Source organism: Microbacterium sp. AK031 (assembly GCF_024807145.1).
Taxonomy (GTDB): domain Bacteria; phylum Actinomycetota; class Actinomycetes; order Actinomycetales; family Microbacteriaceae; genus Microbacterium.
The window spans coordinates 1-17,428 of sequence record NZ_JANUCA010000001.1 but is presented as its reverse complement, the minus strand read 5'-3'; the positions used below and the strand labels follow the sequence as shown (position 1 = coordinate 17,428).

At 61.9% G+C, this 17,428-nt stretch carries 17 protein-coding genes; 12 read left to right on the top strand and 5 right to left on the bottom strand.

Translation table 11 applies throughout. The features are described from left to right. Positions 1–168 precede the first annotated feature (168 nt). From HDC95_RS00085 to pseI, 5 genes are all read left to right on the top strand, one after another. A complete protein-coding gene (locus HDC95_RS00085; protein ID WP_259061155.1) occupies positions 169–969 on the top strand; it encodes a helix-turn-helix transcriptional regulator in 801 nt (266 codons plus the stop codon). Positions 970–1,144: 175 nt separating this feature from the next. Further along, positions 1,145–1,732, top strand: a complete 588-nt coding sequence (locus HDC95_RS00080; protein ID WP_259061154.1) for a hypothetical protein — start codon at positions 1,145–1,147, stop codon at positions 1,730–1,732. 5 nt (positions 1,733–1,737) lie between these two features. Then, the gene (locus HDC95_RS00075; protein WP_259061153.1) at positions 1,738–2,751 is read left to right on the top strand and encodes a MauE/DoxX family redox-associated membrane protein; all 1,014 of its coding nucleotides are present in this window, start codon (positions 1,738–1,740) and stop codon (positions 2,749–2,751) included. Positions 2,752–2,877: 126 nt separating this feature from the next. After that, positions 2,878–4,347, top strand: coding sequence for a sugar transferase (locus HDC95_RS00070; protein ID WP_259061152.1), 1,470 nt, complete (start codon positions 2,878–2,880; stop codon positions 4,345–4,347). Between the two features lie 29 nt (positions 4,348–4,376). After that, the gene (gene pseI, locus HDC95_RS00065) at positions 4,377–5,438 is read left to right on the top strand and encodes a pseudaminic acid synthase (RefSeq protein ID WP_259061151.1); all 1,062 of its coding nucleotides are present in this window, start codon (positions 4,377–4,379) and stop codon (positions 5,436–5,438) included. A 6-nt stretch (positions 5,439–5,444) separates the two neighbouring features. Here the strand turns inward: pseI and HDC95_RS00060 are convergent, their stop codons facing one another. Next, positions 5,445–6,938 carry a bifunctional UDP-2,4-diacetamido-2,4,6-trideoxy-beta-L-altropyranose hydrolase/GNAT family N-acetyltransferase gene (locus tag HDC95_RS00060; RefSeq protein ID WP_259061150.1) on the bottom strand — a complete coding sequence of 498 codons (1,494 nt, stop codon included), beginning with the start codon at positions 6,936–6,938 and terminating at the stop codon, positions 5,445–5,447. Positions 6,939–7,051: 113 nt separating this feature from the next. Between HDC95_RS00060 and pseB the strand changes: the two genes are divergently transcribed. Genes pseB through HDC95_RS00035 form a run of 5 tightly spaced genes read left to right on the top strand, consistent with a single transcriptional unit; the run spans position 7,052 to position 12,197 of the window. Beyond that, positions 7,052–8,041 (top strand): UDP-N-acetylglucosamine 4,6-dehydratase (inverting), encoded by a 990-nt coding sequence (gene pseB / locus HDC95_RS00055; protein WP_259061149.1) that lies wholly within the window; start codon positions 7,052–7,054, stop codon positions 8,039–8,041. Between the two features lie 26 nt (positions 8,042–8,067). Further along, positions 8,068–9,168, top strand: coding sequence for a DegT/DnrJ/EryC1/StrS aminotransferase family protein (locus tag HDC95_RS00050; protein WP_259061148.1), 1,101 nt, complete (start codon positions 8,068–8,070; stop codon positions 9,166–9,168). Then, the gene (locus HDC95_RS00045; RefSeq protein WP_310503212.1) at positions 9,054–9,896 is read left to right on the top strand and encodes a cytidylyltransferase domain-containing protein; all 843 of its coding nucleotides are present in this window, start codon (positions 9,054–9,056) and stop codon (positions 9,894–9,896) included. Before HDC95_RS00050 ends, HDC95_RS00045 begins: the two co-directional genes overlap by 115 nt. Positions 9,897–9,906: 10 nt before the next feature. Further along, positions 9,907–11,163, top strand: coding sequence for a lipopolysaccharide biosynthesis protein (locus HDC95_RS00040; RefSeq protein ID WP_259061146.1), 1,257 nt, complete (start codon positions 9,907–9,909; stop codon positions 11,161–11,163). After that, positions 11,160–12,197, top strand: a complete 1,038-nt coding sequence (locus HDC95_RS00035; protein WP_259061145.1) for an alpha-2,8-polysialyltransferase family protein — start codon at positions 11,160–11,162, stop codon at positions 12,195–12,197. The genes HDC95_RS00040 and HDC95_RS00035 overlap by 4 nt, the downstream gene beginning before the upstream one ends. Before the next feature lie 11 nt (positions 12,198–12,208). Here the strand turns inward: HDC95_RS00035 and HDC95_RS00030 are convergent, their stop codons facing one another. Next, positions 12,209–13,735, bottom strand: a complete 1,527-nt coding sequence (locus HDC95_RS00030; protein WP_259061144.1) for a DUF6418 domain-containing protein — start codon at positions 13,733–13,735, stop codon at positions 12,209–12,211. Further along, on the bottom strand, positions 13,732–14,505 hold the full coding sequence (locus HDC95_RS00025; RefSeq protein WP_259061143.1) for a DUF4422 domain-containing protein: 774 nt from the start codon (positions 14,503–14,505) through the stop codon (positions 13,732–13,734). Before HDC95_RS00025 ends, HDC95_RS00030 begins: the two co-directional genes overlap by 4 nt. A gap of 353 nt (positions 14,506–14,858) precedes the next feature. Here HDC95_RS00025 and HDC95_RS00020 point away from each other — a divergent pair, with 353 nt between their 5' ends. After that, complete coding sequence (locus HDC95_RS00020; protein WP_259061142.1) at positions 14,859–15,632, top strand: transposase; 774 nt, start codon at positions 14,859–14,861, stop codon at positions 15,630–15,632. 21 nt (positions 15,633–15,653) lie between these two features. Then, positions 15,654–16,577 (top strand): nucleotidyltransferase family protein, encoded by a 924-nt coding sequence (locus HDC95_RS00015; protein WP_259061141.1) that lies wholly within the window; start codon positions 15,654–15,656, stop codon positions 16,575–16,577. A gap of 59 nt (positions 16,578–16,636) precedes the next feature. Here the strand turns inward: HDC95_RS00015 and HDC95_RS00010 are convergent, their stop codons facing one another. Next, entirely contained in the window at positions 16,637–16,990 is a 354-nt protein-coding gene (locus HDC95_RS00010) for a VanZ family protein (protein WP_259061140.1), read from the bottom strand. Between the two features lie 75 nt (positions 16,991–17,065). Next, a partial coding sequence (locus HDC95_RS00005; RefSeq protein WP_259061139.1) for an integrase core domain-containing protein occupies positions 17,066–17,428 on the bottom strand: 363 nt, incomplete at its 5' end.

Genomic DNA, 17,428 nt, shown 5'->3' with positions numbered 1-17,428 from the left:
GCGCTAAGGTATCGGTCGTAGGGATGGACGGTGGTGTCCCGTCGTCGCGAGATGAGGCCGAGGGGGCAGTCAGTGGAGGCGAACATAGTCCGGCCAGTCGGCGTCGAGGATCTGCGCGCACACGGCATCCGGTTCATGACTTCCCCGCGTGGACTGCACGCTCGCGAAATGCATGCGCGTGACATCGTGGTGTTCTCGTTGGCCGCCGATGCAGCCCGATTCTCCGTCGACACCCAACGGACTTATCCCGATCACGCAGTCTTCACCTTCTTCCGTGGTGACGGAATGCGCGCGCGACTTGACGAGGAGTCGTGGACTGGCGTCGACAGCTGTCTCGCGATTGCGCCGCAGTCTGCGCACGAAGAGGTGCACGGAGGCGAGGGCTGGCAGATGCTGTCAGTGGTCGTTCCGCGTGGCGCCCTGTCGACGTTCGTCGCAGCACTGCCGCCGCGCACGGTGCTGCATTCCGATCGCCGGACGCTCGACATCGCGGTCGAGAGTTTCGCGTACGGTCTGGTGAGTTCGGATCAGAAAGCTTCAGCGATCGAGCAGTACGCTGTGGGTCAATTGCTCATGGAGATGTGCGGAGCGATACTTCTCGATCGAACTGGCACCGAGTCCGGCGCTGGATCGCCGCGCACCGTTCTGCACAATCGTGCCGTGGCCGTGATCACCCAGCAATGCAGCAATCCCGATCTCACCCCCACCGACGTGGCCCATGAGGTGCAGTCGTCGTTGCGTCAGCTGCAATCTGTGTTCTCCGAGGTCGGAAACTCGGTCGCGGGCGAGATCAGACGACAGCGGGCGCGCCTGGCGAGGTCGCTGCTCGTCGACAGTCGGTACGACGTGCTCAGCATTTCGCAGATCGCATACCGCGCCGGGTTCCAGTCGACGATGAGTCTGCGGCGCGCGATCGAAGCGACTTTTCACACCACGCCCAGCGCTCTGCGCAATGACCGTGGCGTCTAGCACACACTCGTGCGGAAGAACAATCCGCGCAGGTACCGTGCACAATGCGCTCACTTTCGGATCTTCCTGGGAATTTGATGCGGTCCTCTCCTAGCTTGATCTCGGAAGGCGCTTCCAGTTTTGCGCTTTCTCCCCACGTCCCCTCGGGGCAATCGCACTTCAAGGAGGGTCTTCAATGACCGAAGAGATTCAGAACAAGGGCATTTCGCGCCGCACCGTCGTCAAGGGCGCCGCATGGTCCGTGCCAGTCATCGCCGCCGCCGTCGCGACGCCGCTCGCGTCCGCATCGACCGCGCTCGACCTGACCATCGTCGGCAACTGCTCGGGTGATTTCCGTGCCGCTGGTCTCGCAAGCGGCATCATTGACCAGCTCGCTACGGTGCTGGGCCTTGAGCCAGCAGCGCGCAACTTCACGGTGACTGCTGGCTCGACCGCTGTTCCCGCTGGCACGGTACTGACCCTTGACAACTCCGGCGTGCTGAATGTCGGTCTGATCGGCGTTACGGGTGCGCTTGATGTGTCCGCGCTCAACATCGTCAGCCTTGGCGGGGGCGTCACGCAGATCACGCTGCAGCAGGAACTCCCGGCTGGCCAGTCCTTCGTGCTCGACCTGCTGCCGGCTGTCGTCGATGTCAAGCTTGCCGCAACCCAGACCCTCGCTCTCCAGAGCGACCCGAGCGTGTCCGACACCGTTTCCGTCTTGCTCGGAACGACGGCCAGCATTCCGCTTGTCATCACTCTCGACGTCCAGGTCTGCGCCTGATCACATTGCAGCTCCCGATCAGCCCGGTCGGCATCGTCATCGACGTTGCCACCGGGCTGATCGCCGTTACCCTGCTCTGGTCAGGACTTGCAAAGCTCCGCACGCCGCTCCTGACGTTGAAGGCCATGGCGGGCCTCCGCGCACCCACCCTTCTTCAAAGACGGTGGTTCGCGTTCTCGCTCCCCTTCGTCGAGCTGCTGCTCGGCGCGACACTTATCGTGACGCCCGGTCTCTTCCGTTTCGCGGCATCCGTTCTGACGACGGCAATGTTCGCCGTATTCATGTTCTACGTGGCACGTGCAGTCGCACAACGCACAGACGTCGCGTGCAACTGCTTCGGATCATCCTCGCATGAACCCGTCGACCGCTTTACGGTCGCACGCAACCTTTTTCTCGTGATCGGCGGAGTCCTCGCACTCTGCGCCGGGTTCAGCGCTCCGGCATTCGTCTTCTCGCTCGACCCGATCCGTGTCGTCGCGTTTGTCGTCGCTCTCTTGTTCGTCGCGCTCGTCATGAAGTCTGTTACGCAACACAGGCACATCAATCGCCTACGCACCATCATCAACCAGCGCGCGGATCGGTACAAGCGCGATTCCGATGATCCACTCACGGGCTCCCCTATCCCGGATGCCGAGCTGGTGAGCGTCAACGGTACGACAGTGCCTTTGTCCAAGCTCGGCAGGGGTCGCGCGGTGCTCCTGATCTTCGCGAAGGCGGGATGCGGGGACTGCGGCAACGTAGCCAGGTCGCTTCCCGACTGGACGGAAAAGCTCGGTGGAAGAGTCGTGCCAGTGATAGCGACGTCTTCAGATCCGCAACGCCTGTTCACGGAGCACCCGGAGTTCATCGACCGAACGTACTTCGGCGCGAGCGCTGCTCGTACGGCACTCGGCGTTCGCATCCTGCCGACGGCGGTGCTGCTCGCCTCGGATGCCGAAGCAGTCGCCACGGAGGTCATCGAGGGATCGGCAGCGATCTCCGAATTCGTTTCAGTTGTCGAAGAACAACTCGCCGATTAGCATCGGATAATCATCCCGCCACCAAAGCACGAGGTTCGAATCACCTGGTAGCTTGTCCTAGTCGGGCGCGACATCTGGATCTCCGCGCCGTTTTCACGTGTCATCACCAGCCAAGGGGAGGTCCCGGTGACGTTGCAACGCGATGCGCTCGCGAAGTCGACTGCTGGCGGTGCTGCGCCTGATTGGCAGACCAGTTACGCGCGACGACTCGTCATCAGCGATCTCATCGTCGTTGCCGTCGTGGTGTTCGGGACTCAGTTCCTGTGGCTCGGGATCGAGCCGTCCGGAGTCTCCGGTATCGGCATCCTCGACTACACCGGCGTCTCGATCGTGCTGCTCATCAGTTGGATGGCGACGCTCAGCATCTACGACACCCGCAGCCGACGCGTGCTGGGCTTCGGCAATGAAGAGTACCGCGCGATCGCAAGCGGAGCGCTCCGATTGTTCGGCCTCATCGCGATCGTCTCCTACCTGCTGCAGGCCGAGGTCTCCCGCGGTTATATCCTGATCAGCCTCCCACTGGGTGTGGTCGTACTCATTCTGAGCCGATGGGTATGGCGACGCTGGCTTGGAGCTAAGCGCCGCAACGGCGGCATGCTCTCTCGCGTTCTTCTCGTGGGAGACACCGCCGCGAACCTCCGCATCCTCTCAGAGCTGTCGCGGCAACCTGAAGCCGGTTACGTCGTCGTCGGAGCGTGTCTCCCGAGCGACCGTCACACCGACATGCTCGGCCCGACAGATGTCCCAGTATTCGGTGACCTCGACGCGGTGACGCATGCGCTCGACGTCACGGAAGCCGATACCGTTCTCGTCTCCAGCGAAAGCGGGATTCCGGCCGAGCGGGTGCGGGCGCTGAGTTGGGAGCTCGAGGCGGGCCAGCAGCACCTCATCATGGCTCCCAATCTCACCGACATCGGCGGACCGCGCATCCACATGCGCCCGGTCGCCGGCCTCCCCCTCATGCACGTCGAGACGCCGAACTACACCGGCCCGCAGGTTCTCGTCAAGCGCGTGTTCGACCTCCTCGGGTCCGGCCTGCTCATCCTCCTCTTCTCACCACTCCTGCTTGTGATCGCCGCCCTCGTACGCACGACGAGTGCGGGGCCGGCACTGTACGGTCAGGAGCGAGTCGGGCTCAACGGCAAGCCGTTCAAGATGATGAAGTTCCGCTCGATGATCGTCGATGCCGACGCCCAATTGTCCGAGCTTCTCGCCCAGCAAGGACGCGACGGCACGCCTTTCTTCAAGTTGGAAGCCGACCCCCGCGTCACGAAAGTCGGGCGTTTTCTGCGCAAGTACTCGCTCGACGAACTACCCCAGCTGTTCAACGTCTTCCTGGGCACGATGAGCCTGGTCGGACCGCGCCCCCAGCGTGATGGCGAGGTCGCTCTGTACGACGACGCTGCGCAGCGTCGCCTCATCGTGAAGCCCGGTATGAGTGGGCTATGGCAGGTCAGTGGCCGCTCTGCATTGAGCTGGGAAGACGCGATCCGTCTGGATCTCTACTACGTCGAGAACTGGTCGCTCACCGGTGATGTTCACATCCTGTTCCGCACCGTGAAGGCGGTCGTCGTCCCCGGCGAGACGGCGCACTGACTCCATCGGCCTCCAGTAATGTTGGCAGTGTGAGCGCAACTCGAACCATCGCCCTGCCTAGTGCCCAGGTCGGCACAGGGAATCCTGTCTTCACGATCGCCGAGATGTCCGGAAACCACAACGGCGACCTCGATCGCGCTTTGGAGATCGTCGACGCGGTCGCGACGACGGGTGCCAGCGCGCTGAAGATCCAGACGTACACAGCCGACACGCTCACCATCAACAGCGACGCACCGGCATTCCGCGTGAAGGGCGACCATGACCTGTGGGGTGGGCGAAACCTGTACTCGCTCTACCAAGAGGCGCACACGCCCTGGGACTGGCACGAGGCGATCTTCAAACGCGCACGCGAGCACAACCTGATCCCGTTCTCGACACCGTTCGATCCCACCGCCGTCGAGTTCCTCGAAGCGCTTGGCGTCGAACTGTACAAGACAGCATCGGCGGAGATCGTAGATATCCCTCTCATGCGCGAGATCGCCCGCACAGGCAAGCCGATCATCATGTCGACCGGCATGGCAACTCTGGCGGAGATCGACACGGCGGTGACTGCAGTGCGCGACGCGGGATGCAAGGATCTCGTGCTGCTGGCGTGCACGGCCGCGTATCCCGCACTCCCTGAGGAAGCTCGTCTCGGCAACATCAGCGCGTTGCGTGACGCGTTCGATGTCCCGGTCGGCCTGTCCGATCACACGCTGGGCATTGGAGTCGCCGTCGCGGCTGCTGCGCTCGGTGCAGTGGCTGTCGAGAAGCACCTCACCCTTTCGCGCGAGAGCGGCGGCGTCGACGCCGACTTCTCGCTCGTCCCCGATGAATTCCGTGCCCTCGTCGCATCGGCCGAACAAGCGCGCGTCGCGGTCGACTCCGGCGTCGCATTCGGTCCGACGCCCGAGGAACAGGCGGTGCTCGCGCTGCGCCGCTCGCTGTACGTGATCGACGACGTGAGGCAGGGCGATCTTGTGACCGCAGACAACGTTCGTTCGATCCGTCCGGCGGGCGGCCTCGAGCCGGATGCGTTTGACGTCGTTCTCGGTCGCACCTTCACGACAGATGTCAGCCGTGGCACTCCATTGACCTGGAACCTGCTCTGACAAGACTCATTCCGAGTCGTCAGGGAGCCGCCATTTTGCGCGCATCTCGAAGCCGTTCCCATCGGCCGGGAGATGCGGCAAGTAACCGGCGCGCTCGAAGAGTCGTCGTGAGGCGCCGTTGTCGGAATGGATGCCGGCGAGCATCCTGAGGGGAGCGTCGACGTCCAGCGCCTTCTCCCCTGCTGCGAGAGCGGCAGCACCAAGGCCCCGCCCTCGACTCTGCGGGGCAAGAGCGATGGAGATCTCCCAGTCATGATCAGCATGCCGGTCCCAGCGCACCGTGCCGATGTCGTATGACCCCTGGCTCACGACCAACAACCTGCGTTCGGAGTCGGCGAGGCATCTGGCAAGCCAGGCGAGGTGGTCCTCCCAGACGAGCACCCCCGACGACCTGGAGTTCTGCCGGGTGGTCTCGTCGTTGCGCCAGTCGAACAGGGTCCTGGCATCCGCCATTGTGGCGCGGCGAACGGCACATGCTCCCGGAGCGCCGGTGCCGACGGGCTTCTCCAGAAGCTGCTCCCATGCTGAGACGATCCTCCACACGCCGAGGCCATCGACAAGGGCGGCCGCATGCGCGGCCTGCGCATCGAGCCGAGCGCGATCGACGACTAGCTCGGCAAGCCCTGCGACACGGTCGACGAGGGCGGTGTGCGGAGGCACGCCAAGGCCAGTTCCAAGCCCTCCTCCAACGGCGGCATCGTAGCCGCGACGCTGGTTGTCGACCGCACAGACGAGAGCCATGGGCGTACCGAGGCAGGCGAAGTCCCACACCGAAGTCCCGGCGGCGGTGATCACGAGGGTCTGCTGCCGGGCCAGGGCGGGCAGATCGGAGACAAACGGGTGGAAATCGACGATGTGCACTGCGTCGTCAATAACGTTCCGCAGTTCGTCATGCCGATCCGCTGCCGCGACCACGGTGACCTCAAGGGGCGCCTCGATGCGAGCGAGCCCTTCCAGTATGCGTCCGGTGAGCCGTTGAGGATCTGTGCCCCCCATCACCACCAAAAGTCGGGGACGATCTCCGGCCACGACGGGCACATCACGCTGACGCCGCACCTGCGAGCGGATCACCGCCGCATCGACACCGATGAGACGATGTGCACTTCGAGCAGAACTGTCGAACCATCCCTCTGCCCCGAGGTTCGCATCGATCGCAAGATCGGCAGTGCGGACACCATAGGGACCGTCCTGCATGTTGCTCACCAGTGCCCGGTCTCCGGTAATGTCCGGCACAGCATCGTACGAATCGATGTGCACCACGTCGTGCGTGTGCGCGGCTGCACTGAGGAAGTCCGTCGCCTGGTTTTTCTTGAATGAACGAATCGCGACTTCCGGCGCCATAGAGTCGACCCGTTCGCGCGCATCATCGAGGATGTCGCCGACGATCTCGACCGTCCACCCTCTGCCGGTCGCTTCCTGACCGACGGCGAGTGCGCGCATCAGGTGCCCGAACCCACCTTCGACCGTTGCATCGGCGTGGATGACCGCTCGTCTCGGCATAGAGTTTCCTTCTCGCTGTCGCGGCGTTCGGCTTTCGCGCCCAACCGATAGGATAAACCCAGCTTGGGTAGGCGTTCCCTGAGCTATGTCCGCATACGCATCAGGGAGTGTTTTTGTCCGTTCTCGAGGGATCCAACATTCTGGTCACCGGTGGAACAGGTTCGTTCGGCAAGGCGTTCATCCGCTATGCGCTCGACAACCTCAACCCCCGCCGGCTGGTCATCTTCTCGCGCGACGAACTGAAGCAGTATGAGGTGCGACAGTTGTTCGGAGATGACCCGCGCCTGCGCTGGTTCATCGGCGACATTCGCGAGGAACGTCGCCTCGCCCGTGCATTGCACGGTGTCGACTATGTCGTGCACGCGGCTGCGCTGAAGCAGGTCGACACTGCTGAGTACAACCCGTTCGAGTTCGTGAAGACGAACGTGCTCGGCAGCCAGAATGTCATCGAGGCATCCATCGACGCCGGCGTGAAGAAGGTCGTCGCGCTATCGACCGACAAGGCCTCGAGCCCGATCAATCTGTACGGTGCGACCAAGCTCACGGCTGACAAGCTGTTCATCACCGGCAACCATTATGCCGCTGCGTACGAGACCCGCTTCTCAGTTGTCCGCTATGGCAACGTGATGGGTTCACGCGGCTCGGTCATCCCGTTCTTCCGCAAGCTCGGCGACGAGGGCAAGCCGCTTCCGATCACGGATCTGCGTTGCACTCGCTTCTTCATCTCGCTGCCGCAGGCTGTGGAGATGGTCGTGGACACATTCGACTTCATGCAGGGTGGGGAGCTGCTCGTCCCTCGCATCCCTTCGATGAAGGTCACCGACCTCGCCCACGCGGTCGTTCCGGATGCCGAACTCGTCGACGTCGGGCTGCGCCCGGGTGAGAAGCTGCACGAGGAGATGATCAGCCCCGAGGAGGGCCGCCGTGCCGTCATCATCCGCGACGGCAAGTACTTCATCATCCAACCCGATCTCGCATCTTGGGGTTACCAGACGCCGGAGGGTGCGGTGCCGGTCGAGCCGGCGTTCGCGTACCAATCCGACAGCAATGACAGCTGGTACACCCGCGATGAGATCGCTGCCATCATCGAAGCGGGCCTCTGAGCATGCTGCCTTACGGGCGTCAGTCCGTGTCCGAGGAGGACATCGCCGAGGTCGCTGAGATCCTGCGCGGCGATTGGCTCACCACGGGCCCGACCGTGGCCGCTTTCGAGGCTGAGATCGGACGTCTCTCTGGAGGGCACCGAGCGGTGACTTCGACGTCGGGCACTGCCGCCTTGCACATGGCGTATGCCGCCGCAGGCGTCGGTGCCGGCGACGAGGTGATCTCTACGCCGATGACGTTCATCGCCACGACGTCTATGGCTTCGATCCTCGGCGCGAAGATCGTATTCGCGGACGTCGAGGAGGACACAGCACTCATAGATCCTGTTTTGGTCGAGAGCCTGGTCACTGAGCGCACGCGGGTCGTCGCCGCAGTCGACTACGCGGGTCATCCCGCGGACTACGACGCGCTCAATTCGATCGCCGCGAAGGCGGGAGCCCTCGTACTCGATGACGCCGCCCACTCCATCGGGAGTACCTACAAGGGGCGCCCCGTAGGAGACCTCGCCGACCTCACGACCTTCTCGTTCTTCCCCACGAAGAACATGACGACGGGTGAAGGCGGGGCCATGGTGGCGAAGGATGCTGCGATCGCCCAGCGCGCGCACGAGTTTCATTTCATCGGACTCGTCCGCGACTCAGCCCGTTTCGAGATCACGTCTGAAGGACCTTGGCACCAGGAAGTGCACGAGTTCGGTGTGAACTACCGTCTCACCGACGTTGCCTGCGCGCTCGGCCTCGCACAGTTGCGCCGCCTCGATGCGTTCAAGAAGCGTCGTGCGGAGATCACGCAGCGGTACAACGACGCCCTCGAGTCTGTCGACGGAATCCGCATCCCCGTCCAACGCGACGACGTCGACCCGATCCGCCACCTTTATCCGGTGCGCGTGCTCGACGGTCGACGTCGAGAGGTGTTCGACAAGATGCGCGCAGACGGGGTCGGCGTACAGGTGAACTACATGCCGGTGTACTGGCACCCGGTGTACACGAACGCCGGATACCGGCGCGGAATGTGCCCGAACGCCGAGGCGTTCTACGCCGAAGAGCTCTCGCTGCCGATCTTCCCCGCCCTCACGGACTCTCAGGTCGACCAGGTCGTCGAAACTCTGATGAAGGCGTTGCAGTGACCCGCGTCGGGATCATCACGCAAGCTCGCATGACGAGCACACGGTTGCCCGGGAAGGTGCTCTTCCGCGCGGGCGGTAAGACGATGCTCGCGCATCACCTGGATCGGCTCGCTGCGACAGGATTTCCCGTGATCACCGCGACCACGCAGAACGGCGCAGACGATGCGGTCGTCGACGAGGCAGTCGCCCACGGCGCCTTGGTCTATCGCGGTAGCGAGAACGACGTACTGTCACGCTTCGCCGAGGCAGCAGCCGACGCTGAGCTCGATGTGATCGTCCGGGTGACTTCGGATTGCCCGCTCATCGACGCTAGCCTCATCAGCCGAGGGGTGGAGCGGTATCTCGCGCTGGAGGACACCGAGGCGCACGTCTCGAATGTGCTGGAGCGCACATACCCCCGTGGATTCGACTTCGAAGTGTTCTCTGCTGCGGCGCTCGCTGACGCCAATGCTCATGCTACCGATCCCGCCGATCGCGAGCACGTGACTCCATACCTGTATCGCAACAGGTCAGGCCGGATGACCATGCACGCGATCCGCCGTAGCGAAGAGGCATCCGCCTTCCGAGTCACGCTCGACACGCCTGACGACTTCGCCCTGCTGTCGGCGCTCATCGACGAGCACGATGCGGCAAAACTCGACGCTGAAGCGATCATTCGAACGCTCACCACGTACCCAGAACTCACCGCTATCAATGTTCACATCGAGCAGAAGAAGCTCGGCGAGTAGGGCACCCGACGTGCCCACCCGTTCACATCTCGGTCGACTCATCCCCGTCGGGCTCCGGTTGTCGACGCTGGGGTTGAGGTTTCTTCTGATCTTCTTCCTCGCCCGGTTGCTCCCGGTCGAGGAAGTCGGCCTTTATGGGCTAGTTCTAGCGACGGTGTCGTTCGTCATCTTCATCTTCGGATTCGACTTCTACACGTACTCGATGCGGCAGCTCTTGCGCTCAGGGCCGGACAAGCGTCGTACATTCCTGAAGTCACAGGTGGCATTCTCTGTGGTTCTGTACGCGATCGGCATCCCGTCTCTGCTCCTGTTGTTCACGTTCGGTCTCCTCCCGTGGTCAGTGGTCCTGTGGTTCCTGCTCTTGGTTCCGCTTGAGCACATCGGCACCGAGATCGACCGTACGTTGATCGCAGTCTCGGACCAGCTCGGTGCAAGCGTCGGCCTTTTCGTACGGCAGGCTCTCCTCACGATCGTCACTGTTCCCGCACTCTTCCTCGTACCCGCTTGGAGATCGATCGATGTCGTGCTGATGCTCTGGGTGCTGTTTGACGCACTCGGAGTTCTAATCGGCGCAGCGTTCCTCGTGCGTCATCTGAAGGGGCAGCCGAGCGGCTCGGTGGATTGGACGTGGATTCGGGCTGGTGCGCGTCTGGCGCTGCCGTTCCTCATCGGGACTCTGTGCTTGCGAGGGCTGTTCACCTTCGACCGACAAGCAGTTGCGTGGTTCGGCGATCTGGCGATGCTCGGCGCTTACACGCTTTTCATGAGCATTGGCGCGGGAATGACTCAGGTGATCCATGCTGGCGTTCACCAGTTCACATACCCTCGACTTGTCACGACCGTGCATGACAAAAACAGGGCCGCATTCCGACAGGTGTTCCGCTCATTGACGGTGCAGACGGTGGCCGGTGTGGCCGCTATCAGCATCGCGATCGTCGCAGTGGAGCCGTTGCTGCTCCGGTTCGTCAATGCAACCGAGTATATCGAGTACGCGTGGACTCTCCCCTGGATCATGATCGTCACGGCGATCTACAATCTCTCGCTCATACCTCACTACGGTCTGTACGCGCATGATGCCGACAAGACGATCCTGTTCACGACGATCGCAGCGTTCGCCGTATTCTTGATCACGACGATGGCGTTGCTCCCACTTGGCGTCGTCGTGGCCGTCATCTCGGCCGTCGGCAGCGCGAGTGCGGTGTTGCTGATCAGCAAGGGCATCGCATATATCCGCGTTGACCGCACTGTATGGAAGGAGCTGCCGTGAACGACGACTCCCCCGGGGAGCAGTACCGGCCTTCCTCCGTCATCCTCGTCGTGAACCCTATGCCACGGCTTTACATCGAGAGTCTGGCTTCCACGTTGCTCGAGCGCGGCAATGTCCGGGTCCTCACGTTCTATCGCTCTCCGCTCTTCGATGACGCACTGCGCGAGCGACTCACGGCGCTCGGAGCCGAACTCACTCAGTTCACATTCGTTGGTCTTTTCGACGAATTCGTGCAACTGCGAAAAGCGGCGGCTCTGCTGAAGGCATGGCTACGCAGACCTCGCACGACCGTGTTCCATTGCCAGCCCAACCATTTTCTGACCAACTATGCGACCTTTGGCCTATCGGCACGCCAGAAAGTCTCCGTCAATCTGATGCCGGATGGTGTGGCGAACTTCTACGAGACCAATACAGCGCCGTACGAGCGTGCGATGCGCATCAAACAACTGATCGCACCGCTGGCGGGGCTGTCGTTCACCCCCTACAGCGGTGACTACCTCGCGTTAGCCACAGGGGGCTACGGGGAGTACTGGTATTTCGGTGATCCCGGCCTCATGGATTCGCACCTGCGGGTGCGTGAGTTCCCTGCCCCCGCGCGACCGGCCTCGGCGCAGGCACATATCGACACTCGAACGTTGTTTCTCGGCCAACCGACGAGCGGAACCGACCTATTCGACGACACTTATCACGAGTTGCTCTCGCGGATCATAAAACGGTACCCTGGCGCCGTCTACAAGCCCCACCCCGCGGAACGGTTCGACGACGCACGCCGCTCATTTCTGACGTCGCTTGGCTTCGCCATTCTCGAAACCGACCTTCCGGCGGAGTGGATCGCCGCGGACTTCACTCGTGTCATCGGCGTGGTTTCCTCGGTCCTCTTCAACGTTCGATTGTTGGGCTGGAGTGACAATGTGTTGTGCATACCGGACACGACGCTTCTGATGCGTCTCACTGGTCGGAATGAGGCCGAGATCGCGACGATACTTGACGGAGCATACCGGCTCGGAATCAACCCTGTTCCGATGTGGCGCTGAGTATGCCACACTCACTTAGCGCGCTTCAGCCCCCGCGGATTGGTAACGAACGCTCCGCTGTACGCGTCACGACGGCGACTGATCATTAAAATCACCGCCGCAGCAATCACTACTATGCCCACTTCGTTGTAGATCGAATACCAGTTTCCCATCAAGACCACGGAATGCAAGGGAACCGAGGCGAGCAGGCCCAGTCCGCAGAAAACGTACCTTCCCTGTTTGAGGGCCGCCACGATCATCGTGAACTGCAATGCATACAAGCAACCGATCGCTACGTAGAGAAGCAAACCCAGCATGGGACCTGCGAACGCCAGTGGAGAAGCTGGCCCCCCCATGGTGAATGTGACGCCACGCTCGAGCCGCGCGTTTACGTACTCTGGTCGGCTGACCAAATACGACAGATAGTTCAGACCTGTCGGATTCTCGAGAGAATTCTGCGCCAAAAGATCCGACATCGAAGCAAGCGCCCCGGACATTGACTGCGAACGATCAAAAATACCGAACCAAACGTGTCCCTGTAACACCGTACGGCCCAGAATGGCATCAGCCGCTCCGTCGCTCTCCCCGCGGGAACCCGCCATCTGCGTGAATCCCTGGACGAGCGCTGTGAGCGTAGCCGCCACAGCCAGGCTTGCCCAAAGTGCATAACTCGCTCGTACTCGAAAACTCTTGCCCAGAAACAAATATGCGAGGCCAAGTCCGCTCAATGCCGCCATTAGCGACCCGATAAACGGTGAGAATTTGTCGCCCATCAACCACAGCGGTATCTGCAACATGACGAGAAGCACCAACAAATATCGCCGAAGCGATCGACTAGTGGTGATTACTGCGAACAGCACTGTGAACGCGGTGATTGGTGTTCCGAGGCTACGCACACCTTGAACGGCCGCGCGGACCTGTGGTTGCATTGAGTTCCAGTACGAGAAGCGGTCGGATCCGCTAGCTACTCCGTACATCATGAGGATGGCAACGTAGAAAACGAGGATACCCAGCAAGACGAAACAAAGTAGCGTCGCAACCTTGTCGATACGGTATGCAGAGCGCTCTCGGTCGAGCGGAACCCATGACCGCATGCCGCGAGCGATCAGAGCATGAGCGGCGATCAACATCGCGAGCGAGTACAAAGCAATAAGGTTTGTAGCGCCGTTCGAAAACCCTGATCGGAACTGCTCGGTTATGTAGGATCCCTCTTCAATCAGGCGGTTCGAGAGCAACGCACCGAGCAGCGACCAGATCGGAAACGCGAGGAATGCGAACGCTATCCAGTTCGCGCGCAGTATGCCCATCACGCCAAGTCCGAATAAGAATATTGGTAGCCACAAAGGCACATCGGAGGGATCGTCGACTAGGACTTGCAGGCCGATCAGGACAAGTATCGAGAGCGACGCGAGCACATAGCCATCACCATGGATGTCATTTCCAACGGGCTCGGGCCCCATTATACCGTCCGGATCACCGTCAACGCTTGCTCCATCAACGGGCGAATGCATCGCGAGCCTCAAACCGTTCCGCCATGCGCGCATATATTCATCCGTCATATCGAAGCTCGTCCAGACAACTTCCGCTTGAGCATTCCGACGGCCTTCTGCACCTTCGGCTCACCATCCGTGTTGACGATCTTGTGCGTTATCACGCGACGATCCTCCCTCTGGGCATGAGCCCACACATTCAGCAGGCGCTCCCCCAGGTACCCGAACGTCCGCTGCTGGTACGCGGTGCGGTCATCGTTGTCGATGTGCGGCGCCACTGTGTCGAGTACGCCGAACAACCACTGGGCATATTCGTCGAAGCACTCACGACGCATCAAGAACATGTTGTAGAGAGACACCTTGCGTCCTTGGAAGACTGCGTCGTACGACGGCAAGTACTGCGGGTGGACCTCTGATATATGAGAACGGAGCACGTCAAGGTCACTGCCGTGATGCCCATTGCGGTAATGCGAATCGATGGTCTCGACGTAATAGTTCCGTGGCTTCGCCAGGACGACATCCGCTCCCGACATCAGTGCCTGCGCGTCGTCGGATGACATGACCGTCGAGCCCCGCGGACCGATGGCATTGCCCACGAAGTAGCGCCGATAGTGACTCAGCCCCACGACATCCGCATCAAGATTCTTCCAGGCCCAGTAGAGCGCTGTCAGTTCGCAGTACGACCTGTTGAGCGTTGAGATGTTGTCCCCCTCGTCGTCAGGCTGGTAGCCCAGCGAGGTGTCCGAGAGCGCATGGCCGACGTGCACGGGAAGGTACAGCTCGTCGTTGGGCATCTCAGCGGTCTTGTGCGCCGCGACGAGCATCTTGTACGTCGTCACGGTCAACCGGCTCCTCGTCTGATCCCTACGTGCGAGCGTTCAGAAACAGTGCCGCAACGGCTCCGATTCTAGCCCGACCGCTCAATGCCAGCGTTACGGTCACTCGCCACTGTCTAGCATGGAGTCAGTGTCAGGGTGACATTGCCGCTTTGCGGTGGTTGGATCCTGATCATCTGGTGTTTGGCTCTTAGCATTCGTGCCGCTTTCGGGTTGGCGTTCATGCGTTTTGCCGACACTGGATGTGATGGACCGGCCGGCGTGACTTGATAGGAGCGTGGCATCGCCCCCGACTGAGGTTTGTCCGCCGACCGGTCCAACCTGTCCCGTTCGGATGTTGGAAGGAGACGATTTCCATGGTGATCGTCATCGGCGCGGATGTCCACAAGGCCACGCACACGTTCGTTGCGGTCGACGAAGTCGGCCGCAAGCTCGGAGAGCGCACGGTGAAGGCCACGACGGTCGGTCACGAGGGTGCGTTGCGCTGGGCTCGACGCGAGTTCGGTGAGCAGCTGCGGTGGGGTATCGAGGATTTCGAGCTCGATCTGGAGTTCGACGTCCCCGTCAAGGCATTACGTATCCGGAAGCAGCGTGAGCGCGTCGTATCGTGGTTGTCTGGTCAGGCAGGTCTGGTCGCGGAGATCGCCCGAGACGTCCTCGCTGATATCGGCGCCGGGAGTGAGAAGATCGATCAGCTCGAGCAGCGGATCATCACACTGATCAAAGACCAGTACCCTCACCTTCTGCAGATCCCCGGATGCGGATTGTTGACCGTCGCGAAGATCGCTGGAGAAACCGCGAACGTGAGCAGATTCCGATCCGAAGCCTGCTTCGCGATGAACACCGGCGCCGCGCCCCTACCCGTCTGGTCCGGCAGCACACGCGGCCGGGTCCGGATGAGCCGCACCGGGAACCGGCAACTCAACACCGCCCTGCATCGCATCGCCGTGACCCAGATCCGACTCGACGGGCTCGGCCGTGTCTACTACCGCAAACGCATCGACGCCGGCGACTCCAACGTCGAAGCCCTCCGCTGCCTGAAACGCCGCCTCTGCCGAGTCGTCTTCAACGCCCTCCACGCCGACCAGCAACCCGCCCACCACCCCGCGAACCTCCCCCTCGCAGCCTGACACTTGACATAGGAGAAACTCATGTCGACAACAGCGAGCACCTTCCGCATGATCGAAGCAGTCGAGCTCGCGCACGCGGTGGCTCAGCGGCTCGCTTCCGATGCCGGCATCCGCGTCCTCTTCATCAAAGGACCCACACTCACCTTCCACGGGCTGCGCGATGCGTGGGCATCCTCGGACGTTGACCTTCTCGTCGAACCCGCGAGATTCAACGAGTTCTGCGAGTTGCTTACCACGATCGAATGGCACGAGAGAGCGGGCATAGAAGCGCTGACGGTGCTGCATTCCAAGACCTTCATCAAGCAAACCTGGCCGTGCGACCTCGACCCGCACATCTTGTTCCCCGGATTCCTCGGCGATCCGGCAGATGTGTTCGACGCCCTGTGGGACAGGCGCGATGAGATGATGATCGCGCATCAGCCGTGTGCAATCTCTGACAAGCTCGGGAGCATCCTCATCGTGACATTGCACGCGCTGCGCGGATCGAGCCGTCACACTCGCCACGAACGCGAACTCGCCACGGTGAAGTCTCTGACGCTGTCAGCCGAGGAGAAGATCGCCCTGCGCGAACTCGCTCGGTCAACTGGCTCCACGGCAACTGCAGCCGAGGTGCTGACGTCACTCGGCGTCGACGCCACTCCGACGTCGGACGAACTCTCATCAGAGGCCTACCAGGAGTGGCAGCGTCGCACGACGACATCAACACACGGCGCCTATCCCTGGCTCGTGGCTTTCATCCAAGGAACGCCACGTGAGAAAGCGACGATTCTTTGGCACGCCTTCTGGCCGTCGGAAGCCGAACTGCGCCGCGCGCGACCGGACACCCGCCCCGGTGTTCTCGGAACCGTCAGCGGTCGAATTGCGCGATGGGGTCGCGGAATCGCCTCCCTGCCAGGGGGCGTGAGGATGCTGCGTCGACAGGGATCACGCACCGACCACTTGTAGAAACCGCCTGCTCAGCGTTCGACATCCGCCGAAGACGGCCCTCGTGTGCGATGCGCCCATCACTCTCCCGCGACGACCAGAACGAGCCCCACGCTCGTACCGGCGATATTCGCGAGGATGTCGGAGTACGTCGCAGAACGAGCCGACAGAAACACCGCCTGCCCCGCCTCGATTCCACCCGAGGTGAGCAACCCGAGCGGAACCACCAGGTATCGCGCTCCGGACATAAGAAGTGCCAGCAACACACCGAACGGCAAGAACATCAGTATGTTGGCGGCGAACTCGACGCGCCGATATGTCAGCCCAGGGAAGTGCTCGGTGACCCAGCCCAGCAGCTTCGCCGCCGACGCGTCGACGGGCATCGGCCAGAACGCGACGAGCAACAACCCGACCGCGTAGACGATCGCGCACACCGTGATGATGAATCGCCCCGGGTTTAGTGGAGGGCGAGTTCTCCCAGTGCCGGTTGGCTCTGAATCGCCCCGGGTTTAGTGGAGGGCGAGTTCTCCCAGTGCCGGTTGGCTCTGGGGGTTGATCTCACGGTAGTACTCGTTCTCTTTCTCGATGGGTGTGAGGTATCCGATCGAGGAGTGGAGCCGGTTCTCGTTGAACCAGTGCACCCAGGAGAGCGTGGCCAGTTCTAGGTCGTCGGCGCTGCGGAACGGGCCGTCGATCTTCACGCATTCGGTCTTGTAGAGGCCGACGACGCTCTCGGCGAGGGCATTGTCGTAGCTGTCGCCGACAGTCCCGATCGATGCGATCGCGCCGACTTCCGCGAGCCGCTCGGTGTAGCGCAGAGCCGTGTATTGAGAGCCTGCGTCCGAGTGTTGGATGACGCCGGTGATGTCTTC